We start from the raw sequence: 24,641 nt of genomic DNA, 5'->3' as shown, positions 1-24,641 counted from the left end.
AATATTATTATTAATGATTAGTTAGGCCCTACAAAAGTTGATTCAATTGTATCAATCAATTCATCACCATCATATATCCCAATCATAATTTTCGTACTGGCACCGTTCAATTGTTCTCTTGATAATTTCAGTAAAAAGGCCCCCTGAAGCTTTTCCTGTTCTTTTATTTTCATCATATGTCCCGCCAATTGCACTTCTCCTTCAGGAGAAAGTAATTTGATTGACAGGTCAGCTTCTTTAGTGGTTTTATTAACAATCTTATAATTATAAATGTTGCTAATACGTCCATCATCCAGGGTTTGATATAATGATCCTTGCACCCTCAAAATGGTTGTTTCAAAATCTGATCGTAGATTAAACAGTACAACTAAAACTCCGATTAATGCAACCAACAAGGTGGTATATGCAATAACCCTTGGAGTCCAACGAAACTTTTGTCCATTTTCTATATTGTTTTTTGAAGTGATCCGGATCAATCCCTTTGGTAATTTATAACGTTCCATCACACTATCACAAGCATCAATACATGCTGTACAATTGATGCATTCAAGTTGAATACCATCTCTAATGTCAATTCCGGTCGGACAAACAGTTGTACATTTATGACAATTAACACAATCTCCTTTACCAACAGCTTTACGATCCTCATCTTTACGCATCGGGCCTCTGTTCTCACCTCTTTTGTAGTCGTAAATTACAGTCAATGTGTTATTATCCACCAAAGCACCTTGTAATCGCCCATACGGACAAACCAAAGAACAAACCTGTTCACGAAAAAATGCAAAAACAAAATAAAATGCCGCAGTAAAAATCATAAGTGCAACAAACACACTAAAATTTTCTGTAGGAGAACCTTCTATGTATTTCTGAACCGTTTCAACACCCACAAAATATGATAACATGGTGTGTGTTATAACCAGAGAAATCAATATAAATATGGCATGTTTCAGACTATTACGCCAGAACTTATCAAAGGTATCTTCTCCGTTGTTTCTAATCCGTTGCTGATCTCCACTCCCCTCAATCCAATATTCAATTCTACGGAAAATAAGTTCCATAAATATTGTTTGAGGACAAGCCCAACCACACCAAACTCTACCATAAACAACAGTAAATGTTACTATTGAAATGATTATAGAAATTAAGCCAATAACAAATAAATGAAAATCCTGAGGCCAGAAAACAACTCCAAATAAAACAAACTTCCGATGTATAATATCAAACAACAGTAATGGCTCACCATCTATTTTAATATATGGAGCTGCAAATAAAAAGGTCAGTAATATGATTCCAACAATCGTTCGGGCATTATAATACTTACCTTTGGGTTGGTTAGCGAATATCCAGTTACGTTTGCCTTCCTCATTCATTGTGACAATTCGATCACGAAATGTCGGGTTATTATCATTTGTCATGAATATGGATTTAGTTCAGTTTGAGCATCTTTAAAAATAGTAATTCTGTTTGGAAACAAAAACGGGCAATGCAAATACATTACCCGTTACTATTTGAGAAATGTATTTTCAACTATTCTGCTGCCGGTACATACTTTTCACCTTGAGGTGCTTTAGGATTTGGAGGATTGGTTCCTTGCAGAGTTGTAATAAAACTGGCAACCTGATGTATTTGAGCATCTGAAATTTGTCCTTTCCAGGCAATCATTCCTTTTTCAATTACACCATTATTAATCACTGTCATTATATTTTCAAAACTACCTCCATGAATCCAGTATTCATCCGTTAAATTCGGTCCAACCAATCCTTGTCCTTCTGCTAAATGACAAACAGCACAATTAGTGGCAAAAACTTTAGCGCCTTTATCAATGTCTGTTTGGGCAGTCAAAGGAACACTATAGTCAACCTTAACTGTTTCAATGGAAATTCCACCGCCTCCTTCTGCCGCAACGGCTTCAACACCTGCAGCGGCTTCTTCCTGCATTTGAACAGCATACAATTCAGCCTCGTATTCATTCAGACCCACTTTACCATCACTAAAAAAATGGTATTTAGCCAAATAAACATAGGCGAACAAAATGCTGAAAATAAATATAAATGTCAGCCACCACGGAGGATTGTTAGCCAATTCTCTAATACCATCAAACTCGTGTTCAGGTACGAATTTATCATTGGTTAACGGATCAACCTCGGGCATTTTTTGGTCTTTCAAATTCTCTTCCATAGACGAAAATATTTAAAGACATTACTCTTTAAAGTTGTCTTTTATAGATTTAGTTAATTCTGATTCTCTTCCGGTAATTCGTCAGCTTTATCTGTGGCATAGTTTGAAACCTCCTCAATCATACCTTTATCCATTTTTATTACATACCATGTGATAAATAAAAACAGGGTAAAAAAAAGAATAAACGATATAATAGGGTATATCTCAATACCAGCAATATTTTCCAGATAATGTCTTACTAATTTCATAATCCTACCAATTAATCTGCTGTTTCATCTTCTGGTACTACTTTATAAATATCTGTACCAAGTCTTTGCAAATAAGCGATAAGTGCAATTATCTCTTTCTCACTGCTAGTTTCAATTCCTGCAGCTTTTAAACCTTCTGTAATCTTATCAGCCTGTGCCATATAGTCATCAACAGCCTTTTCATCATATCCTTCTTCATATGGTACTCCCAATGTTTGCATTGCTCTGATCTTTGCAGGGATACTTGCAATGTCGGCATCATCTTCGATTAACCATGGATATTTTGGCATGATAGAATTTTCGTTCAGCACCTGAGGATCCAACATGTGATTAAAGTGCCATGCATCTGGTTTGTATATTTTACCTGTCATAACACCTTCCCTGGCCAAATCAGGACCTGTACGTTTCGATCCCCACTGGAATGGATGATCATAAACAAATTCTCCAGCTTTTGAATATTCGCCGTAACGTTCTGTTTCTGAACGGAAAGGTCTTACCATTTGCGAATGACAATTATAACAACCTTCACGTACGTATATATCCCGTCCCTGCAATTCCAAAGGTGTATATGGTTTAACACTCGAGATAGTCGGAACATTTGATTTTATCAGGAATGTTGGTATTAACTCAACGAATGTACCTATCAAAACAACTACCAGGGAAAGCACCATAAACTGAACCGGTTTACGCTCCAGCCATCCATGGAATTTCTCACCCGGCTTTTTAGGGGTATAAGTTTCATCAATGGCCGTGGCTTCTTCGTTGGCAACTGATTTACCCAAACGTGCTGTTTTAATTAAATTATAGGTCATCAACACAGCTCCCATCAGGTAAATAAATCCACCAAATGCTCTCATGTAGTACATTGGACGAATTTGTGTTACTGTTTCAAGGAAATTTGGATATGCCAATAATCCATCTGCTGTAAACTCTTTCCACATCAAACTTTGGGTTAATCCGGCCCAATACATTGGAATTACCCAGAATAGTATTCCTAAAGTACCAATCCAGAAGTGAGCATTGGCAAGCTTTTGTGAATATAGTTTTGTTCGGAATATCTGAGGAACCAACCAATATAAAATACCAAATGTCAAAAACCCGTTCCAACCGAGTGTTCCTACATGCACGTGTGCCGGTGTCCAGTCAGTATAGTGACTGATGGCATTAACATTCTTCAAGGATAACATCGGACCTTCGAAAGTTGCCATTCCATACGCCGTTACGGCAACAACTAAAAACTTTAAGGTAGCACTTTCGCGCACCTTATCCCATGCTCCCCTAAGAGTAAGTAATCCATTTAGCATACCACCCCAGGATGGAGCAATCAGCATAATTGAGAAAACAGTTCCCAACGACTGAGCCCAGTCTGGCAAAGCGGTATATAATAAATGATGCGGTCCGGCCCAAATGTATACAAACAAGAACGACCAGAAATGCACAATAGATAATCTGTATGAATAAACAGGACGATTAGATGCCTTTGGCACAAAATAGTACATCAGCCCCAAATAAGGTGTTGTAAGGAAAAATGCAACTGCATTATGTCCATACCACCATTGAACCAATGCGTCCTGAACTCCTGCATACCATGAATAACTTTTCAGGAATGAAACAGGTAATTCAACTGAGTTAACAACATGAAGCAACGTAACTGTTACAAAAGTTGCAATATAAAACCAGATTGCTACATATAAGTGCTTTACTCTTCGCTTTACAATGGTACCAAACATATTCCAGCCAAAGGCCAGCCATACAACCGCAATCATTATATCTATGGGCCATTCAAGCTCAGCATATTCCTTACCGGTTGTAAAACCCAATGCTAAGGTTAAGGCTGCAGATACAATGATTGCCTGCCATCCCCAAAAGTGAAACCAACTTAATGCATCACTAAACATTCGGGTTTTAAGTAATCGTTGTAAAGAATAATAGGCTCCGGTAAAAATACCATTACCCACAAAAGCAAAAATTGCAGCATTGGTATGTATTGGACGTACCCTACCAAATGTTGTAAACTCCAATTCAAAATTGAAAAAAGGCATTGCCAGCTGAAGTGCAGCTAAAACTCCTGCGAGCATTCCAACGAGCCCCCAGGTTACTGTGGCAAAAAGAAAATACTTGACAATTTTATTGTCGTAATAAAACGTCTCTTGCTTCATTTGAGATTTTGGATTTGTTGTTAGACTTTTTTTCTTTTCTTTCTTGCTGATCAAATAAAATTCGAACTGAAGGAGAATAATCATCTTCGTATTGCCCTGTTTTTACTGCCCATATAAAAAGTGACAGAAAAAAAAGTGCAACCAATAAACTTATAATAACTAAAACAATAATTATTTCCATTCGCTAATCAGTTATCATTTAGTATGATAATTAAAAAACTGAGGTAAATATAGAAATATTTCAGAATTTATTGTCTTAATTTCTTTATTTACACATTGGTTTTTCGCCTTTAAATACAAACTGATAAAGGGAATTGTTCTATATAATATCAGATTAAATGTCTTTTTTTAGCTATAAACATTACACTTAAACTTGTAAAAACAACAACCGACGCACTACTCAAAGGCATCAAAATAGCTGCAAACAAAGGACTTAACTGCCCAGATACGGCAAAATACATTCCTACAACATTGTATAAAAAAGAGATTAAAATGGCCAAATAAACAATTTTCTTAGCTGATTTTGAAAACTTTATAAACAAAGGCAAATGAACTAACTCTGATGCATTAATTATCGCATCGCTCGAAGGTGAAAATTGATAAACATCATCTGCAACAGCAATTCCCACCTGAGCTTCTTTTAGAGCAGCCACATCATTCATTCCATCCCCCAACATCATAACATATTTGCCTTTTTGCTTTAATTCGGCGACGTATTGTTGTTTATCTTTTGGTGTCTGAAAAAAATGCAGATTGTTTTTATTTTTTAGTTCTTTTTCCAAAACAGGCCGTTCGGCATCATTATCTCCTGAAAGGACATGCACTTCTACAGTTTGTTGAACATTTGCCAACATTTCCTTCCAATCGGTTCGATAAAAGTTATGAACCACAAAATATCCTAACTGCTGACCATCTACAGAAACATATACGTTGGCTGCTTCTTCTTTATTATCACTGCTGATTCCAATGTAGCCAGCAGAACCTAATTTTACTTTATGGCCCATAATAAGGCCTTCAACACCGGCCCCTTCTTTTTCATTGAATTCATTTACCTCAAATTCATTGGCTTTCTCCAGATACTGATACAATGCCTTACTTAGTGGATGCCTTGATTGATGAGCCAATGATTTTATTAATGAGGAATTGAAATGCCCTGGTTCATCACCTTTAAAATGCACTTCAAAAACATCAGGATCAGTTAAAGTGCCTGTTTTATCAAAAACGATGGTATCTGTTTTGGTTAACCCTTCGATAACTGCAGTTAACTTTAAATAGAAATTATTCTTACCCATTATTCTACTGGCATGACCAAAGGCAAAAGGAACTGATAAGGCCAATGCACAAGGACATGCGATAATTAAAACCGAAGTAAATGCCAGAAGTGCCTTATTAGGATCTGTCCATAACCAGAATAAACCCGTTAAGGTGGCAATTAACAAAATGGCAATGGTAAAATATTTGCTAACAGCATCTAGAGTAACAGAAAGCATCGATTCCTTACCGTCTTTATCTGCTTTTTCTTTCCACAACTCAGCAAGGTATCCGGTTTCAACCTTCTTTTCCACCTTTAAGAACAGGGCACTACCAATTACCCGGCCTCCGGCATAAATCAAATCGCCCTTTTGTTTACGAACCGGAACCGATTCGCCAGTTATAAAACTGTAATCTATAGATGCTCCCAATGATATTAAACTTGCATCAGCCGGAATTATTTCACCGTTACGAACTGATATTTTATCACCTGATTCCAATTGATTGATCGGTACAATTTCTTCCACATTATCCTTTATCCGGGTAATTCCCAATGGAAAATAAGATGAATAATCATTATCAAAACTTAGTGCTTCATAGGTACGGGCCTGATACCACTTACCTATTAAAAGAAAAAACACCAAACCGGTAAGCGAATCCAGATATCCGGGCCCGGTAGAACTAATTATTTCATATGTACTGCGGAGAAATATGGCTAAAATACCTATGGCGATAGGTAAATCAATCGATATCAGCTTTTTTCTCAGATTCTTCCAGGCTGTAATAAAATACTCATTACCTGAATAAACCATAACAGGTATTGTCAAAAACCAGCTTAGCCATTTAAATAATGTATTTAATTCAGGGTGAAGTGATACATCTGCCGATAAATACTCAGGAAAGCTTAATAACATTACATTACCGAACACAAAACCGGCTACTCCTAACTTTACAATTAATTTCCGGCTCTTTTTAACAGCTTTTTTCTGTTCTTCTGTTTTAATATGAGGTTTATAGTTGATAGATGATAAAAGAACCATCAACTCACTTAATTTAAGTTCTTCTTCATTAAATGTAACACTGGCTTCCCTTCTGTTAAAATTAACCGATGAGTTAATAACTCCTTTATGAAGCTGATGCAGATTTTCGATGAGCCAGATACACGAACTACAATGAATAGATGGAATATACAGTTTTACCCGGGCAACAGAGCCGTCATAAAAGTCCAGAACAGACTTTTTAATATCTTCCTGATCGAGATAATCGTAATATTCAGCACTAACTGCTTTTTTACGAATTCCAGGAGCCTTATTAATATCATAATAAGCTCCCATCTCTTTCTCTTTCAGTATATCATAAACCATTACACATCCTTCGCAACAGAAATCTTTTCCATCGTGTTGCACCCATGATTGGGACGGACTTCCGCAATGATAACAGGTTTTGCTCATTGGTTCATTAGTATGTTAATATTAAGGCATTAGTAGAATTTTCTTTACCATTACCCCAACACTCTAAAATCAAACCCACCTGGCAAAAAGGAATATTCAACTTAATTCCCGTTCAAAATTTTATGTCTATTTAGCAACAAACAAATGATTAAAATGATTTACAAATCGAAACTAATAAATGGTTGTTCCCAAACAATGCAATGCTCCGGGCATTATTGTAATGGTATCGTCCAGACTATTTGCTGATTCCACACAAACCATTTTTATGTAATCATCATCGCCTAAATCAGCCATTTGAGCAGCTAATTCATCTCCTGGATTCCATACTACAGTAGTCTTACTACCTTTTTTACCAACAGTAATGGTTCTGTTTGTATCAATAATAGCAACATCTTCCATAGTATCTCTGTAACGCCTGTCGGTGCGACCATTAAAAGTAACCATTTCATCTTCCTGTATTGCTTCCAGCCCTAATACATCATCCTTGTAAAGAACTTTATGCAAACCTTGCAATTTAACGGTTTTAATATCAGAAATATTAAAATATGTGTGCAAAGCAGCGCTTACTTCAAAAGGTTCCGATCCAATATTCTTTGTAGTCAGTTCTACATTTAATCTTTTACCAATACTAACTTCAATAATTGCTTCAAAATCAAATGGAAAATACTGCTTTGTATGTTCATTTGATCTCAATCCCAAATTAATGTAGACTTCATCTGTATTTTTTGATGTCGATAGTACCTCCCAGGTTGAGATACGGGCAAACCCATGAGAAGGCTTGGTATTATCAGTTGGGTGAGCATTAAACCAGGGCCAGCAAACAGGTATTCCACCCCTGATGGCTTTTCCTTCTTTAAATAAAGTCTCACTGCTCACAAAAAGAAGATCATCCTGTCCATTAGGAACAAAGCTTAATACTTGTGCGCCATACAATGAAATTTTAGCAGTTGAGTGAGGTGTCACTACCTCTGCCATTATGGTGTGCTGCTCATTCTTAAAAGTAAGAACTCCTTCAATACCAAACTCTTTATTTAATGTATCCACTTGCATAACTAAATTTTTCTCTTTTAAAACACGAAAATAGACATTTTAAGATGGAAAATTAAGGATATTTGGAATTTGGATGATGTTCAATATTATGCCCTTTTCTCACCATAACATTAGTGCATAAGCTAATAATTACATTTTATAAGATCATAGACTTATATTTTAACTTTATAAGCTTTGGCGCTTATTTTAATTTTATTATATTTGAAAAAATTCAACTCATTATGTACGTTGCAATTACTGGAGATATTGTCAATTCAAAGGACCTTGATAAAAATCAAAGAGATTTTGTGTTTTCTGAGATAAGAAAGGGTTTCTCAACAATTAGTCAGGAAGCTGAATTTGTTTTTCCACCAGAATTTCTTCGTGGAGATAGTTTTCAATGTGTTTTTAAAGAAATTGGGAAAACTCTGCAAATGACTCTTTTGTTTAAAAGTATTTTTAAGATGCAGGCATCAGATTTAAAAAATAACAGTTTAGTAAAAGATTCAAAGCCAAGAAAAAACTGGCGTTCCTACAAAAATCTGGATATCCGTCTTTCCGCTGGTATAGGCGACATTGAGTATTTAAAAGACAGTATTTCGCTTTCCGATGGAACGGCTCTCCATCGATCAGGCAGAAATCTGGATAAAATGAAACAAAAATCACAGAAAACCATCATTACAACCGGCGATGAAGCTTTAAATAGAGAATTGGAAGTAGAGTTGAAACTTCTGGATGCCATTACAGACAAATGGACTCCCATGTCAGCTGAAGTTGTATTTTACCTTCTTCAACAGAAGAAAGAAACCGAAATTGCACCTATCCTTTCCATCTCCCAATCGGCGGTAAATCAACGTAAACAAACCGCAAACTGGGATGCCATCAGTCTGTTATTAAAACATTTTGAGTATCTTGCTCAAACACATTTATTGAAATAACAAACCCGACCAAATGCATATAATTGTATTACTTAAACTACTACTTGCTCATTTTATAGGAGATTTCTTAATCCAAAGAGATTCCTGGGTAAAGAACAGGAAAGACATAGGATTGAAATCCATCTATTTTTATCTTCATATATTTTTAACTGCAGTTTTATCCTATCTGTTTGTCGCTAAATGGCTATTATGGTGGTTAATTCCATTGGTATTTTTTATTCATTTAATTATTGATATTTGGAAAAACTACCAGAAAAAAACAGTGAAAAGCTTTATTCTTGATCAGACTTTTCATATTGTATCATTACTAATTATCTGGATGCTTTTCTTCACCCAATGGACATTTACTAACCTGCTCATTATTTGGGAAAATGGAACTGAATTCTGGATATACATGCTAGGTTATGTTATTATCATTTGGCCATGTGGCATCTTCATCAGGGAATTTACAGCCAAATGGCGTAAACAACTTAAAAAAGAAAACATTAACGAATCGGGTTTATCAAACGCCGGCAAATGGATAGGATACCTTGAACGCATTTTAGTTCTGACTTTTATACTTACTGAAATGTATTCGGCCATTGGATTTTTAATTGCGGCAAAATCTATTTTAAGACTCAACCCGAAAGAAGAAACCAAATCAAGACAATTTTCAGAATATATATTAGTTGGCACGCTTTTAAGCTTCACTATTACAATTGTTTTAGGATTATTAATTAAGAGTTTACTTAAATAAATGCAATTATGAATCCAACCAGAAGAGATGCATTAAACCTGTTTAAAAAATACAACGAAACGGATAGCTTATACAAACATGCTCTTTCTGTTGAAGCAGTTATGCGACACTTCGCCCATAAATATGATGAAGACGAAGAAAAATGGGGTATCATTGGTTTAATACACGATCTGGATTACGAAAAATACCCTGAAGAACACTGCTCAAAAACCAAAGAAATAATGGAAAGTGAAGGCTGGCCGGAAGATTACATCAGAGCCGTCCTCTCCCATGCTTATGGCATCTGTACTGACGTTGAACCCATACATATTATGGAAAAAGTTTTGTATGCAACCGATGAACTAACTGGCTTAGTTACTACCGCTGCTTTGGTTCGTCCCGACAAAAGTATATACTCTCTTACGCTTAAATCGGTAAAAAAACGATGGAAGGACAAACGTTTTGCTGCAAAAGTTGATCGCAATATTATCATTGATGGCGCACAACGCATAAGCATAGAATTAGATGAGCTTATCCAGGACACCATCGATGGAATGAAAACTATAGCCAAGGAGCTTAATCTTGAAGGAAACAATCTTTAAAAAAGAAGCTTAATGAAAAAGTTCAGATACATTAATACAATCATCTTATTTTCAATAGGATTATCATTAAGTGCACAAAACTCTTTTCCTGTTGATTCAAGCTATAATATACCCCGCGAACAACGAAAGTTTGCAAAAAGATATCCTTATGCTTTTCCTGCAAAAGATAGTCTACCTAAGGGTGTTATTGAATACAGAAATCAGGTTTATCTTAGTCTGGAAAACACACCTTTTGGCAAACGCGATTTACATCTTGATATTTTTAAACCTGAGAAAGAAGGAAAGTATCCTGCCGTAATCATGGTTCATGGTGGAGGTTGGCGATCAGGCACAAAAGACATGCAGGTTCCTATGGCACAAATGATAGCCAAAGAAGGATTTGTGACCATACCCGTTGAGTATCAATTATCATTAGAAGCCAAATATCCTGCAGCTGTTCATAACATTAAAGCAGCCATAAGATGGGTTCGAGCCAATGCAGAAAAATACGATATAAATCCTGATAAAATAGCTATATCGGGTTGTTCCGCCGGAGGACATCTTGCTGCTTTAATTGGCATGACTAATGGCCTTGAGCATTTCGAAGGAAAGATGGGATTATTAGATTATTCAAGTGAAGTACAAGCTATTATGGATATTGATGGAGTACTAAATTTTCTTGCTCCTTCTTCCCTCAACTTGAAGCGAAAACCAAATTCAGCTGACATTTCCTGGTTTGGTGGATCTTTTGAAGAAAAACCTGGAATCTGGAAAGAAGCATCATCCATATACTGGGCCAACGAAAACTCAGTTCCCATTTTGTTTCTGAACAGCGGTTACTCAAGATTCCATGCCGGCCAGGATGAACTAATAGGTATGCTTAATGAATGGGGAGTTTATCAAGAAGTACATAAATTCAACATCAAGGTACATCCATTCTGGTTGTTTCATCCATGGGTAGATGAAACAGTTTTATACATGGTTGATTTTCTGAATAAAGTATTATAAGATTGAACGGGGATTTACTTCCCCGTAATCATTTCCATTATTTTATTCGTTCGGGCTGCTGATATTCCTGTACTTACACACTCTCCCATGCCTTGTAACTGCTCAACAACCTGTTTTATAAGATTGTACTGTATATTTTCAGGATTCAGATAAGGAAATTCAAATTCCTCACCATTTTTATACATCATAATAGGTTGATGATTAAAACCCGAGAATACAATCTTACCCTCAGAACCAACTATTTCCATCCTGTCTTCATCTACATGATTATTTGTTACAAACGACCATAAACCATTACCCAATACACCGTTTTCAAAACGAAAAGAAGCACTCACAGTATCTTCCACAGCATAATAACCACCTCTGTTTGCAGTTAACCCAGTTGCTTCAACAACAGGACCAAATAAATAATCCAAAAAATCAAGCTGATGAGATGCCAGGTCAAAGAAAATACCACCTCCGGCTTTCTCTTTATCCAATCGCCATAACGAATCACCTCCTTTGACTTCACTATCCAAAGCAGGTCTTGTCAATCGGATATTAACATACAATGGCTTACCAATTTCGCCACCATCAATTAACTCTTTTACTTTTAAGAAACCCGGTAAGGTTCTTCTGTAATATGCCACAAATAAAGGCACACCTGTTTCTTCAGAGACCTTTATCATATCCAGACACTGTTCATAGGTAGCAGCCATTGGTTTTTCAACATAAACCGGCTTACCTGCCTTCATAGCCTTAATCGCGAATTCGGCATGATTTCCCGGAGGAGTGGCAACATAAACCGCATCAACCTTATCATTATTAATTAAAGCCTCAGCATTGCCTGTCCATTCAGGAACATTATGTCTTTGTGCATAATCCTGAACCAGCTGTAAATCACGTCGCATTACCATCTGTAATTTACTACCTTCTACTTTATTGAATGCTGGTCCGCTTTTCAACTCTGTTACATCTCCACAACCTATAATTCCCCAACGTATATTTCTCATGACTGAATTTTACTTTATCAATGATTAAAGTGCCAATTATGTTTTAAAAAAGTAAAAATAAAATCAAATGATTATTAAATTACAAATCATTTTTCAATGTTGATCAATAATTATTTTGTGCATTATTCAGATTATTTATTTTTGAATTGTGAATTTCAGACAAAACATAGAAGTTAAATTACAGACGGGAAGTAATCATTCAAATCGAAATGGTTACGATATCATCGGTGATGTACATGGGCATTACTCTGAGTTGCAAATGCTTTTTAAGAGGATGGGCTACTCGAAAGAGAATGGTTATTGGCAACATCCTGAACGAAAAGCTGTTTTTGTAGGCGATTTTATTAACCGGGGTTCTGATAGCCGAAAGGTTATTCAAACCATTCGTTCAATGATCAACAACGGCTCTGGTTATGCTATTTTGGGTAACCATGAAATAAATGCCATCACTTATTTTACAAAACGAAGTGATGGACGCCCGATTAGAACACCTGGTAACAGTAATCGTAAGTTATTAGACAACTTCTTTATCGAATACAAGAATAATTACGATGATCTTCAGAAAGACATAAAATGGCTGAGAACACTTCCTCTATTTCTTGATTTAGGAGAAATAAGAATTGTTCATGCATACTGGAATGATAAGCACATCGAAAAAGTAAGTAAAATGTACGAAAATGGCCGAATCAGAAAGAAACACCTGAAGGATGCTGTTAAAAAAGAAAGTACATTATATACTCCTTTTCTTGAAACAATTAAAGGGATTGAAATTAACCTACCAAAAGACTTAATTATTAAGGACTCCAATAATATTACACGCACTAATTTCAGAGTTAAATGGTGGATAGAGCCTCACGGTCATACTTTTGACAGCTTGAGTTACGGTAACCGATTCTCATTACCTAAATACACAATACCCAATGAGTTGATATCATCATACGACATCTATCCTGAAGACGCTCCAATGGTTTTTGTAGGACATTATTGTGTTGGTCGCGGAGTTATGATACCTCAAAAAAATATTTGTTGTGTAGATGCATGTGTAGCCAATGGCGGACGACTAGCCGCTTACAGATACAGTGGTGAAAAAATAATGGACAAGAATCGTTTTGTGTTTGTTGATAAAGTCAAAGTAAATAGCTGATTATTTCTTTTTTACAAAAAATGCTACTACAGCTGAAGTAATAAAACCCATCATTAACGCTCCAACTACACTCATATAAATATAACTGGTAAGATTAAAATAGCCTTCCGCCTCAACCTGAGTGGACAGGTTATTTTTTACAGAATAAGCAATGATATTATCAAAATACTGAGGCGACAAATATTCATGTGTAAGAACCTGGCTTAAAGGGCTCAGCAATGCCACAATAAAAGTGATAATTAAACCACTTACAAAACCTTGCAGCCATGTCATCTTATCATTAAAATCCTTTCTTCTTTTCTCGAGTAATGCCAAAATATAAATCAATATGGCAGGTATTGCAAACAGGTTTGTAATTTTAGCATGGATGTCAATATGCTCATCGTGTAAACCTATCATCTTCTCGAAAACAGTCCAAAGTATAATTACTGCAAAAAATGTTATTGCCCACTTAATTTCAATTCTAAATTTACTCATAACAACCAATTTTAGATTCAAACAATCTTATCATCAAATAGTTTCTTATCAATTATATATAGCCTAATATTTTAAGTATTTCTTTTACCGTCTCAATTCTCCTGTTATTATCAAACTGTTTAAAATCATCAGCTAACATATTCATAGCAAACACATAGGGTCCTTTTTGTGTTTCTACAAATCCAACATACCAGCCAATTACCTTATCTGCTGAACAATTGCCTCCACCGGTTTTTCCGAACAATTTATAATCATCACCTTCTTCATATAACATGATAGCTTTTACCTTCTGAATATTTTCTTTAGAAAAATCAACTAATTTCTCATTGTATAGTTTTCTCAGAAATTGAGTCTGCTCAATTGCACTAATTTCGAGAGAACCACACAACCAAAAACGATCTAAAGCACTGGATATATCCTTATTACCATAATCCAACGATATGATTGCCTGCTGCATTCTTATTTCTCCAATTTTTCGCGCTATCTCCTGATAATACCAAACAACAGAATATTTGAATGCACTCTTCATGGTATGGTTCTGACACCAATATTTAAATGGTTCTTTTTCATTCATCCAAGCTTCATGCGGATTACGAATGCTATCCCATTCAATCACATAATCAATTCCGCTTGCCACTCCCGTTTGAAGAGCAATAAGTGAATTGGGTATTTTAAACGTAGAACAAGGTGAAAATCTTTCTTGAGCCTGATCTTTATTAAAATAGTAATGCTCTGAATTATCAAATTTTGAGATCACAAAACAACCTTTAGTTCCTTTAAAAAGCTTGGCAATTTCAATGTCTTTGGGTTGAGCTTTTAACTGTAGTGATAAACAGAGAAAAACAACAAAAATGAAATTTAGATGACTGACTTTCATACTTTCAGGTAATTATTGGGAATAATCTTTATCAATATTAAAAATTAAAAATTAGTTATTCAAATGTTTGATATATAATATTTAACAGTGAGTCATTGGAATGAATAAATCACTAACAATGATAAAAAACACAAAAAATGGAACGAATTTTGTTTGCACATATGTAACCTATTTATAATTAGTTAGTATAACAGGTTAAATAACATTTAAAAACTAAAAAAGGGAAGCGTATGAATTTGTACATTACACCCGTTGCTAAGAAGAGTCAGATTTCCTTTTTACTTGCACTTGATGATTATCTTTCAAAACGTAAGAATAAAACGACGCTTTTGGTAAAAAGATTACATCAGTTCATAGCGAAGCACCAACCAGGATTTGATTTTCAGGTGCAGGAAGCTTCGAATAAGATTGAATTATATGCAGAAAATGCTTTGATCGGTTATTATCCGAATCATTAAAAGAAAAATAAAAAGGTGGCCATGTGTCACCTTTTCTTTTTAAATGAATTAAGCATTATTAAATGATTTCTCATTAGCTTAACAGAAATAATAGGACAATTAAAAAAGGCGACTTAAACTTAATTAAGCCGCCTTTTTTTATTATTTCTAAATTCTTAATTCAACTTGGCTAAAATTGTATTAAACGTTTCACTCGGACGCATTGCTTTTGAAGCCAGATCAAATACAGGCATATAATAGCCTCCAATATCCATAGTTTTTCCCTGAACAGAATTCAACTCATCCACAATTGTCTTTTCATTCGCCGACAATTCTTTTGCAATACCTGCAAAAGCAGATTTCAATTCAGCATCTTTATTTTGGTTTGCCAAAGCTTCTGCCCAATACATTGCAAGGTAAAAATGACTTCCACGGTTATCCAACTCATTTACTTTGCGGGATGGCGATTTTTGATTATCCAACACTTGCCCTGTTGCTTCATCCAGAGTCTCAGCAAGTATCTGTGCTTTAGAATTATCATTAACCTTACTTAAATGTTCTAATGAAACAGCTAAAGCAAGAAATTCACCCAATGAATCCCAGCGCAAATGATTCTCCTGTTCAAACTGCTGAACATGCTTTGGAGCAGATCCACCTGCACCTGTTTCAAATAAACCACCACCATTCATCAACGGAACGATAGAAAGCATCTTTGCACTTGTACCTACTTCAAGAATCGGAAATAAATCGGTTAAGTAATCTCGCAACACGTTACCTGTAACAGAAATCGTATCCAATCCTTGTTTGATTCTTATCAAAGAATATTTAGTTGCCTCAAAAGGTGATTTAATTAATATTTCCAATCCGGCAGTATCATGATCAGCCAGATAAGTCTTAACTTTTTTAATTAATTCAACATCATGAGCCCTATTTTCATCCAACCAGAAAACAGCAGGAACTCCTGTTGCCCCGGCTCTGTTTACAGCTAGTTTAACCCAGTCCTGAATTGGCAAATCTTTTACCTGACACATGCGGAAAATATCTCCCTCTTCCACAACCTGTTCCATCAATACAGCACCTTTATCATCCAGTACTTTAACAACTCCATTTTCTGCAATCTGGAATGTTTTATCATGTGATCCATATTCTTCAGCTTTTTGAGCCATTAAACCAACATTGGAAACACTTCCCATTGTTGAAGGATCAAATGCACCATTTTCCTTACAGAAATCAATTACTTCCTCATATACTGAAGCGTATGACCTATCAGGAATTACGTAAAGGGTATCTTTCGGATTTCCATCCGGTCCCCACATTTTACCTGATGTACGAATGGCTGCCGGCATGGAGGCATCAATAATCACATCACTTGGTACGTGAAGATTTGTAATTCCTTTATCTGAATTAACCATTGCTAAATCAGGACGTTTAGCATATGTTTCCTTTATTGCAGCTTCAATTTCATTTCGCTTTTCTTCAGGCAGATTCTGAATTTTTGTAAACACATCACCTAATCCATTATTGGCTGTAATGCCTAATTTTTCAAACTGCTCTCCGTATTTTGCAAAAACATCTTCGAAGAATACTTCCACTACCTGTCCAAAAATAATCGGATCTGAAACCTTCATCATGGTAGCCTTCAAGTGCACCGAGAACAAAACATCCAGTTTTTCGGCCTCTGCAATGGCATCAACCAAAAATGAACGTAAAGCCTTCTTACTCATTACAGCTGAATCAATAATCTCTCCAGCTAATAAAGAAACTTTGTCTTTTAATACAGAAACAGTACCATTACCTGAATGCAGTTCTACTTTTATATCACATGGCTGATCAACCGTCAGTGATTTTTCGCTACCGTAAAAATCACCAGTAGACATACTCATTACCTTAGATTTCGAATCGGCCGACCAAGCACCCATTGAGTGCGGATGCTTTTTTGCATAATTCTTCACAGCCTTTGGAGCCCTTCGATCTGAATTACCTTCACGCAAGACTGGATTTACTGCGCTTCCTTTTACTTTATCATATTGCGCTCTAACCGCTTTCTCTTCTTCTGTTTTGGGTTCCTCAGGATAATCTGGCAATTGATATCCTTTTGCCTGAAGTTCTTTTATTGCTGCCTGCAATTGAGGGATGGATGCACTAATATTGGGCAACTTGATAATATTAGCTTTAGGTGTTTTTGCTAATTCTCCCAACTCAGCCAAAGCATCACCAATTCGCTGATCTTCATTCAAGTACTCAGGAAAGTGAGCAATAATCCTACCTGATAATGAAATATCCCTTGTTTCTACCTCTACACCTGATGACTTTGTAAATGCCTCTATTATTGGCAGCAACGAATATGTTGCCAAAGCAGGTGCTTCATCAGTTTTTGTGTAGATAATTTTTGATTTCTGTGTTCCCATTTCGATTTAATCTTTTTTGATGCACGATAAGTTAAACACTTAAAGCACACCTACTGTTTTAGAGTATTTATATAAATCAATATTCTTTGATAAAAATTCAACCAAATCTACATTATCTATTCAATAGTAATGGTGATTTAACTCAATATTATTAAAAGAATCGACTTTAAGATCTTTTAATTTTCTTTTTGAAGTTGGGTTACTCCAGATCCAGACCAAATTCCTGTTTAAACTTCATTAAATCAGGATTTTTCTCCAGCATTAGTTTAAACTTATCGGCAACTGTATAAGCTCTTTTAGGACCTTCACTTTCATCAAATGATATTTCGAAATCTAGTTCCAATCGTGCATTTTTAAGTGAACGCTTTAAGAAACTGAGCATCGCACTCTTTTCCTTTTGTAATTCTGTTTCCTGAAGCTTGTTTTTAAGCTTAACAAGTAACTTACGCTCACCTACCATGTTGGGCTTATGGTTATCAACAATACTGTATAAACGGGGGTTTCGATCCTTAACAGCCATACAGTATTTACGCCACATTTCATCAACACTTTCTTGCGAAATTAATTCATTCCACGTCATGTCAATGGGTTCTTCCTGAGCTTCTTCTACCTTTAAAGTAGAACTTGAGGCAGGAGCCTGCTGTACCTTCTTAGCCAGATTTTTTAACGAAACAGATTTTAATCCTGAACTTTGCTTACCTGTAGAGGGAGATGCAGGTATTTTAATATTACCAGGTGTTTCTTTTGCAACTGATTTCTGTTGCGTTTGAGGCTGAGGTTTTGATTTACCTACTGTTATAATTGGAATTTCATCTACGAATTCCTCTTTTTTTTTTCGGTTTCGATACGAGAAAGACGTATCAGAGCAAACTCCAAATGAAGTCGTTTGTTTTTAGCAACCTTATATTGTTGCTCACTTTCGTTAATTACTTTTAAAGCATAATAAAGAAAATCGACATCACATGATGCAGCTTGCTTCACATACTTCTCTTTGGCCGACTCACCTATTTCCATCAAAGTAGCAGTGGATTGATCCTTACACATCAGTAAATCACGAACATGACTATTCAATCCTGACATAAAATGTTGAGCATCGAAACCTTTGAGCAGAATATCGTTGAAAATTAATAAAGCCTGCTTGTAATCTTCAGCCAAAAAGGCATCAATCAACTTAAAGTAATAGTCATAATCAAGAACATTAAGATTCTCAATTACTTGTTGGTATGTGATCTCCTTACCTGAAAAAGCAACGATCTGATCGAAGATTGAAAGTGCATCACGCATGGCTCCATCTGCCTTTTGTGCAATAACAGCCAAACCTTCTTCTTCTACTTTCACGCCTTCACTATCAGCCACATATTTTAAATGCCCCACAGCATCAGCAATTGTGATACGGTTAAAATCAAATATCTGGCATCGTGAAAGAATGGTAGGAAGAATTTTGTGTTTTTCAGTTGTGGCCAACACAAAAATTGCATGACGAGGAGGCTCTTCCAGTGTTTTTAGAAATGCATTAAAAGCTGCCTGAGATAACATATGAACCTCGTCGATGATATAAACCGAATAAGATCCTAACTGAGGAGGAACACGAACCTTATCAATAAGGCTACGAATATCATCAACCGAGTTGTTACTGGCAGCATCAAGCTCATGGATATTATACGAGCGGTTTTCGTTAAACGACTTACAAGACTCACAAACGTTGCATGCCTCAAAATCTTCGCTAACATTTGAACAGTTAATTGTTTTTGCAAAAATACGGGCACAGGTTGTTTTACCTACTCCACGCGAACCACAAAAAAGGTAAGCATGTGCCAAATGATTGCTTTTAATAGCATTTTTTAGCGTAGTAGTTATATTAACCTGTCCAACAACCGACTTAAAAGTCGCAGGTCTGTATTTTCTTGCTGAAACAATATATTCCATTCTGCTTTAATTCTACGCCAACAAATATATAATTTACAAACAGCCCAGCCAATTCGGCCCGACGGAAGTTATTAACAATAGAAGGAAAATTCTTGATAACACACCTATTTAAGCAAATCAAATCTGCTAAATAGGTTAATGCTTACAAGGAATTAATGTGCAGGCTGTATTCAATGCCTCATTAAAATTATCAAGTATATATTCTTCTGATATCAGATCAACTAAATTCATTTTTTTCAGATCTTCTTTAACTTCAGCATTGATACCCGAAAGAATCACCTTCACTCCTTCTTTCTTTAATATTTGTATAGTGTCTTTAAGGTTATGCAATCCGGTATCATCAATAAAGGAAACATGCCGCATACGTATAATCAACACTTTTCCTTTCATTCCTATTGACTCTATTAATTCAGAATATCTTCGGGCTGATGCAAAAAACAAAGGCCCGCTAATTTCATAAACATTTAACTGCTCAGGCAAAGTTGAATAATCATCAATAATATCATTATCAACCACATTTTCAATTCGTTTCTCGCTGATATCCGACATACGTTTCATAAAAAGGATAGCAGAAAGTACAACTCCAACTTCAATAGCCAGTGTTAAATCATAAAAGACCGTGATAAGAAAGGTGGAAAGTAAAATCAGTATATCAAAATAACTACCTTTTAAAATAGCAACAAATGATCTCCATTCACTCATATTATACGAAACAACAATAAGAATACCTGCCAGACATGACATAGGAATCAGTTTTGCCATCGGTCCCAGAAAAAGCATTATCAATAGCAAGGTAACAGCATGTATAATACCGGCCAATGGCGTTCTTCCACCGTTTTTTACATTCGTTGCTGTACGTGCTATAGCACCTGTAGCAGGAATCCCCCCGAAAAAGGGAGTTACTATGTTAGCAATCCCCTGAGCAATTAATTCGGTGTTTGACCGATGTTTCCCACCGATCATACCATCCGAGACTACTGCTGATAAAAGAGACTCTATGCCTCCCAACAATGCAATAGTTAAAGCCGGAGCCAGATAATTATGAATTTCGGATAATTGCACCGATGGTAAACTAAAACTTATCCGGTTGGGTATATCACCAAAGAATGATTCGATAGTTGAAACCTCTAAATCAAAAAAATAAACAAGAGGTGTAATAATGATTATTGCCAAAAAAGACCCTGGAATTCGATTGGTAATTTTTCTGGAGTATACGGTAATTAATATAGTAATGATGGTTATTAAAAGTGCAATCCAATTAATATTTGAGAGCTCGGAAAAATAAACTAACCATTTTTCGTGAAATACAGAAGGAACTTTTTCAATAGGCAATCCCAGTGCATCTTTTATTTGCGTTGAAAAAATAACCAGTGCTATTCCACTGGTAAAACCAACAATAAGAGGATGTGGAAAAAACTTAAGCAGCGAACCTAATTTAAGTAATCCAAAAGCAACCAGAATGACACCTGCCAATATGGTTGAAATAATCAAACCATCAATACCATATTGCTCTAAAATACCATATACAATAACAATAAACGCTCCTGTTGGACCTCCTATCTGAACACGACTCCCTCCCAGCAGTGAAATAATAAATCCAGCCACTACAGCCGTAATTAATCCTTTTTCGGGTGATACTCCAGATGCAACAGCAAAAGCAATGGCTAGTGGTAGGGCAACAATACCTACAACAATACCAGACAGAACATCTTTGGAGAAATTCTGTTTGACCAAACCCGACTGCAATAGCGAGAAGAATTTGGGTTTAAAAAATTTGTTCATTTTGTTTAAGTTAGATTACAAAAGTAGAGCTAAATTGCTCTCGTTGTCATCCAACTTGTATTAAATGATGTTAATTACACTTTTAAACTCAGATTCTGAATTAAAAAAATATTATAAAATTTGATCTATTATTTTTTACCACTTCCAATAAAGTAATCATCCTTATCTGCAAACAATACATTAAACGTGGTTAAACTACCATAAGCTCGTGTTATATACTGCTGAATATGAACTTTTTCTTCATCATTGAGTGTTTCTGAAGAATTGATATTCTGTTCCAATACTCGTAAACGATCACGCACCATTACAATCTTTTTAAAGAAAGTCTCCATGGGAATTTCTTTTGGCTGAAGAGATTCATTTGATGGATACATAACAATTTTACCTCCAATCCATTTATTTCCAAGTTCTACTTCTGCCGGAAGAGTTCCATATTCATCCAAAACTGATGCAATAGCCTTACGTAGATCACGTGCCGTAACCGTTTCTCCCTTACCCTCTTCCGGACTTTCTATTACCGTAATATTTGTGCTTGTTTTAGGTATTTCCATTTTACCACCTTGCTCAAAATAAACCTCATAAGCACCTAAGGTTATCCTTGCAATAATACCTTCACCGTAACGTGGATGTTCTACTCTTGTTCCTACTTTGATATCGATTGAATCCATATTTTGATTTATTTAACTTACCATCATTTTGGCACGATTTTTATGTCTAATTTAGCCAAACAATCTAAATTGAAACGATTATGAAGTATTTATTTTTTGCCACCTTATCTTTGTTAATAATTACCAGTTGTAAAACAATGCAAAAGAATACAGGTAACGCTTCGAAACTGTTTTTAGAAGGAAATAAATGGGAAATGATCTCTTTTAAAGGGCAATCCATTAATGAGGCTGGCTTCACGATGAAGACTCCGGTAATAACAATTAATAAAGCAGAAAACAAAATTGGCGGAAACAGTGGTTGTAATTCATTTGGAGGAAGTATAAGCATTAAGGATAATTCAATAGAGTTCGGGCCGTTAATGGCAACCAAAATGTATTGTGATGGAGTTCCTGAAGTTGAGTTTTTCAACATACTAACCGGCGAGGTTAATTATCAGCTGAAAGACAAAAAGTTAACCTTTTCAAAGAATGATATTACTGTAATGGAATTTAAATTGAAAGAATAAGATAAACGACTAAAGCCATCCCCAAATGATGGCTTTTATACTGATTGCTTTTCTTCATGAGATTCCTACCTTATTAAACTAAATCAATGAAAGAGGCCGATTAAGGCAATACTGCTAAATCTTCCCAAACTACATTCCAGGTGCTGTCTTTTGGGAAACCAGGTATTTCAACTTTATTTCCATCCCAGCCTGCACACATCATTGCAACTGCTATTAATAAACCACCGTTTCCTGGTAAATAAACACGTAAACGATCATCCTGATAATTATGACCATTAACCAAGTAAGTATTGGTTCGTTTATTCATCAGTAAAGCATCTACGGCTTTTTCAGGTTGACCCAAACGTGCAGCACACATGGCTGTCATCGGATAATCCCATCCCCAGGTATGATCCCAGTTCCAGTTTTTCAAGATCCAGTCTAATGTATTCTTCATTAATTCATCATCAACCAGATTGCTTTTGGGAAGAATACCCAAAGCTCCAAGCACTGCCGGATGATCTGAAGTAAAACGAACGTCTTTATAGGTATCAACAGCATCTTCGGAAGCAAGATACAATCCATCCAATTCTTTTAAGGGTGAGAGTTTATTGATTAATTCATCCCACTCTTTATTTCTTTCCTTTCCCGACCTTTCCAGCCATTTTTGAGCCACTTCTAATCCCCAGTGCCAATAAGCCAGTTCAAAAGGTGGATTAACCGTTTCATTGGCTCGCAATGTTTCCTGAGCCGGAATTATTCCCTGCAAAATATATCGGTTATTGATACTATCGTAATCAGCAAATGAATACATAAACTCAGCTGTTGCCTGCACAAGATCCTTATATTTATTGAGCACTTCATCAGATGGATTACTTCGATATACCAACTCGGCAAAATAAATAAAGTGTGGTTGCTGCCATATTAGAAACGATCCAACACCAGAAGGAGCCTCTATTGAAGATGGATCTGTCATTTTCATCCATCTCACACCATCAAAACCTTGTCGTTTAGCTATCGATTTTGCATTGTCATAAGCCTTATTGTACCAATCCAGGCTTCTTTCAAGCAATTCTGTTCGATTCCAAAGGGCAAAATGAACGGCATGCCACCAATGCATTTCCAAATGAAACTTACCATACCAACTGTTGTAGGTTAATCCGGTTTCCTGTGGTGGCAGATCACCCGCACATTGAATTGCCATTAAATACTGTGATAGAATAATCCTTCTTTCCAATTCTGATGCTCTTGAATCTGTACATTGCGAAAAATCAATGGCTCCACCATTTTTCCAAAAATTTTGCCAATAGTCTGATGCCAGAGTGATGACATCATCCATTATTGCATTTTCTTTTTTAGGAGCCTCTTTAGAAAAAGAACAAGTAAATTTAAACTGATCACCCTGAGGTTCTAATATAAAATAATGCGCCTCTTTTTCCTTAACCTCTGCATCTCCTTTCCACTGAATATTAACAAAATAAGTATCACCATCAAGTACTCTTTTTAGAATACAAAAATGACTGTCTGAATCATAAATAGTGGTTGTATGTTTCTCCGGATGATCCCAGTCAGTTGCATCATCGGCATGATTACCGGTTGCATATGGAAAACGGAGGCTTATTTTTAATTGATGCTGTATTATTAATGAAGATGAGATTTGTGCTTCTATCATATCTTTTGCTGGATGAGAGGCAGTTACTACATTTACCTCTTCTCCTTCCAGTTTAAACTGACTTTCAATTCTACCATCCCAAAGTTTTAATTCCTGATGAATATTGGTTAAATCTGTCGACCATTGGTGGGCGCTTAAAACCCACTGATTATTAATTGTTTATTTTTAAGTTCTTTGACATTTTTGTAATCGTATTTCGTAAGCACCTCTCTTAC

Annotated in this window: 23 protein-coding genes; 7 read left to right on the top strand and 16 right to left on the bottom strand. The window is 35.8% G+C overall.

The genetic code is table 11. From position 1 onward, the window contains the following. Positions 1 to 17: 17 nt before the first annotated feature. The 7 genes from ccoG to ACRD62_RS11195 all read right to left on the bottom strand — a co-directional run bounded on the left by ccoG (position 18) and on the right by ACRD62_RS11195 (position 8,337). Entirely contained in the window at positions 18 to 1,415 is a 1,398-nt protein-coding gene (gene ccoG / locus ACRD62_RS11225; protein ID WP_430820204.1) for a cytochrome c oxidase accessory protein CcoG, read from the bottom strand. Positions 1,416 to 1,527: 112 nt separating this feature from the next. Continuing rightward, positions 1,528 to 2,178, bottom strand: a complete 651-nt coding sequence (locus tag ACRD62_RS11220; RefSeq protein ID WP_430820203.1) for a c-type cytochrome — start codon at positions 2,176 to 2,178, stop codon at positions 1,528 to 1,530. Positions 2,179 to 2,231: 53 nt separating this feature from the next. Beyond that, a complete protein-coding gene (locus tag ACRD62_RS11215) occupies positions 2,232 to 2,426 on the bottom strand; it encodes a hypothetical protein (protein WP_430820202.1) in 195 nt (64 codons plus the stop codon). 11 nt (positions 2,427 to 2,437) lie between these two features. Then, a complete protein-coding gene (gene ccoN / locus ACRD62_RS11210) occupies positions 2,438 to 4,585 on the bottom strand; it encodes a cytochrome-c oxidase, cbb3-type subunit I (RefSeq protein ID WP_430820201.1) in 2,148 nt (715 codons plus the stop codon). Continuing rightward, entirely contained in the window at positions 4,554 to 4,766 is a 213-nt protein-coding gene (gene ccoS, locus ACRD62_RS11205; protein ID WP_321410331.1) for a cbb3-type cytochrome oxidase assembly protein CcoS, read from the bottom strand. Before ccoS ends, ccoN begins: the two co-directional genes overlap by 32 nt. Positions 4,767 to 4,914: 148 nt before the next feature. Then, on the bottom strand, positions 4,915 to 7,287 hold the full coding sequence (locus ACRD62_RS11200) for a heavy metal translocating P-type ATPase (RefSeq protein WP_430820200.1): 2,373 nt from the start codon (positions 7,285 to 7,287) through the stop codon (positions 4,915 to 4,917). 171 nt (positions 7,288 to 7,458) lie between these two features. Beyond that, the gene (locus tag ACRD62_RS11195) at positions 7,459 to 8,337 is read right to left on the bottom strand and encodes a D-hexose-6-phosphate mutarotase (protein ID WP_430820199.1); all 879 of its coding nucleotides are present in this window, start codon (positions 8,335 to 8,337) and stop codon (positions 7,459 to 7,461) included. A gap of 221 nt (positions 8,338 to 8,558) precedes the next feature. Between ACRD62_RS11195 and ACRD62_RS11190 the strand changes: the two genes are divergently transcribed. Genes ACRD62_RS11190 through ACRD62_RS11175 form a run of 4 tightly spaced genes read left to right on the top strand, consistent with a single transcriptional unit; the run spans position 8,559 to position 11,558 of the window. Further along, positions 8,559 to 9,254: a hypothetical protein gene (locus ACRD62_RS11190; RefSeq protein WP_430820198.1), complete on the top strand. Its 696-nt coding sequence runs from the start codon at positions 8,559 to 8,561 to the stop codon at positions 9,252 to 9,254. Positions 9,255 to 9,267: 13 nt separating this feature from the next. Next, positions 9,268 to 9,990: a DUF3307 domain-containing protein gene (locus ACRD62_RS11185; RefSeq protein ID WP_430820197.1), complete on the top strand. Its 723-nt coding sequence runs from the start codon at positions 9,268 to 9,270 to the stop codon at positions 9,988 to 9,990. A gap of 8 nt (positions 9,991 to 9,998) precedes the next feature. Then, positions 9,999 to 10,571, top strand: coding sequence for an HDIG domain-containing metalloprotein (locus ACRD62_RS11180; RefSeq protein WP_430820196.1), 573 nt, complete (start codon positions 9,999 to 10,001; stop codon positions 10,569 to 10,571). Between the two features lie 12 nt (positions 10,572 to 10,583). Then, a complete protein-coding gene (locus ACRD62_RS11175; RefSeq protein ID WP_430820195.1) occupies positions 10,584 to 11,558 on the top strand; it encodes an alpha/beta hydrolase fold domain-containing protein in 975 nt (324 codons plus the stop codon). Between the two features lie 14 nt (positions 11,559 to 11,572). Here ACRD62_RS11175 and ACRD62_RS11170 read toward each other — a convergent pair whose 3' ends face one another. Next, positions 11,573 to 12,550, bottom strand: coding sequence for a Gfo/Idh/MocA family protein (locus ACRD62_RS11170; protein WP_430820194.1), 978 nt, complete (start codon positions 12,548 to 12,550; stop codon positions 11,573 to 11,575). A gap of 148 nt (positions 12,551 to 12,698) precedes the next feature. Here ACRD62_RS11170 and ACRD62_RS11165 point away from each other — a divergent pair, with 148 nt between their 5' ends. Next, on the top strand, positions 12,699 to 13,694 hold the full coding sequence (locus ACRD62_RS11165) for a metallophosphoesterase (protein ID WP_430820193.1): 996 nt from the start codon (positions 12,699 to 12,701) through the stop codon (positions 13,692 to 13,694). On the opposite strand, the gene ACRD62_RS11160 is transcribed toward ACRD62_RS11165, so the two are convergent. Further along, positions 13,695 to 14,171 carry a DUF4199 domain-containing protein gene (locus ACRD62_RS11160; protein ID WP_430820192.1) on the bottom strand — a complete coding sequence of 159 codons (477 nt, stop codon included), beginning with the start codon at positions 14,169 to 14,171 and terminating at the stop codon, positions 13,695 to 13,697. Positions 14,172 to 14,223: 52 nt separating this feature from the next. Further along, a complete protein-coding gene (locus tag ACRD62_RS11155; RefSeq protein WP_430820191.1) occupies positions 14,224 to 15,048 on the bottom strand; it encodes a penicillin-binding transpeptidase domain-containing protein in 825 nt (274 codons plus the stop codon). 230 nt (positions 15,049 to 15,278) lie between these two features. Here ACRD62_RS11155 and ACRD62_RS11150 point away from each other — a divergent pair, with 230 nt between their 5' ends. Further along, entirely contained in the window at positions 15,279 to 15,506 is a 228-nt protein-coding gene (locus ACRD62_RS11150; RefSeq protein ID WP_430820190.1) for a hypothetical protein, read from the top strand. 155 nt (positions 15,507 to 15,661) lie between these two features. On the opposite strand, the gene ACRD62_RS11145 is transcribed toward ACRD62_RS11150, so the two are convergent. The 5 genes from ACRD62_RS11145 to ACRD62_RS11125 form a co-directional block, all read right to left on the bottom strand. Further along, positions 15,662 to 17,893: an NADP-dependent isocitrate dehydrogenase gene (locus ACRD62_RS11145; RefSeq protein ID WP_430820189.1), complete on the bottom strand. Its 2,232-nt coding sequence runs from the start codon at positions 17,891 to 17,893 to the stop codon at positions 15,662 to 15,664. 199 nt (positions 17,894 to 18,092) lie between these two features. Beyond that, a complete protein-coding gene (locus ACRD62_RS11140; RefSeq protein WP_430820188.1) occupies positions 18,093 to 18,473 on the bottom strand; it encodes a DUF8493 domain-containing protein in 381 nt (126 codons plus the stop codon). Positions 18,474 to 18,706: 233 nt separating this feature from the next. Further along, the gene (locus ACRD62_RS11135) at positions 18,707 to 19,819 is read right to left on the bottom strand and encodes a DNA polymerase III subunit gamma/tau (RefSeq protein ID WP_430820187.1); all 1,113 of its coding nucleotides are present in this window, start codon (positions 19,817 to 19,819) and stop codon (positions 18,707 to 18,709) included. Between the two features lie 135 nt (positions 19,820 to 19,954). Continuing rightward, positions 19,955 to 21,601: a SulP family inorganic anion transporter gene (locus tag ACRD62_RS11130; RefSeq protein ID WP_430820186.1), complete on the bottom strand. Its 1,647-nt coding sequence runs from the start codon at positions 21,599 to 21,601 to the stop codon at positions 19,955 to 19,957. A 128-nt stretch (positions 21,602 to 21,729) separates the two neighbouring features. Continuing rightward, positions 21,730 to 22,269 carry a DUF8685 domain-containing protein gene (locus tag ACRD62_RS11125; RefSeq protein WP_430820185.1) on the bottom strand — a complete coding sequence of 180 codons (540 nt, stop codon included), beginning with the start codon at positions 22,267 to 22,269 and terminating at the stop codon, positions 21,730 to 21,732. A gap of 80 nt (positions 22,270 to 22,349) precedes the next feature. Here ACRD62_RS11125 and ACRD62_RS11120 point away from each other — a divergent pair, with 80 nt between their 5' ends. Continuing rightward, the gene (locus ACRD62_RS11120; protein WP_430820184.1) at positions 22,350 to 22,775 is read left to right on the top strand and encodes an META domain-containing protein; all 426 of its coding nucleotides are present in this window, start codon (positions 22,350 to 22,352) and stop codon (positions 22,773 to 22,775) included. A 100-nt stretch (positions 22,776 to 22,875) separates the two neighbouring features. On the opposite strand, the gene ACRD62_RS11115 is transcribed toward ACRD62_RS11120, so the two are convergent. Beyond that, on the bottom strand, positions 22,876 to 24,426 hold the full coding sequence (locus ACRD62_RS11115) for a hypothetical protein (RefSeq protein WP_430820183.1): 1,551 nt from the start codon (positions 24,424 to 24,426) through the stop codon (positions 22,876 to 22,878). Positions 24,427 to 24,641 lie beyond the last annotated feature (215 nt).

Source organism: Carboxylicivirga caseinilyticus (genome assembly GCF_050589785.1).
Lineage (GTDB): Bacteria > Bacteroidota > Bacteroidia > Bacteroidales > Marinilabiliaceae > Carboxylicivirga > Carboxylicivirga caseinilyticus.
This window is presented reverse-complemented; position numbering and strand designations above follow the sequence as displayed.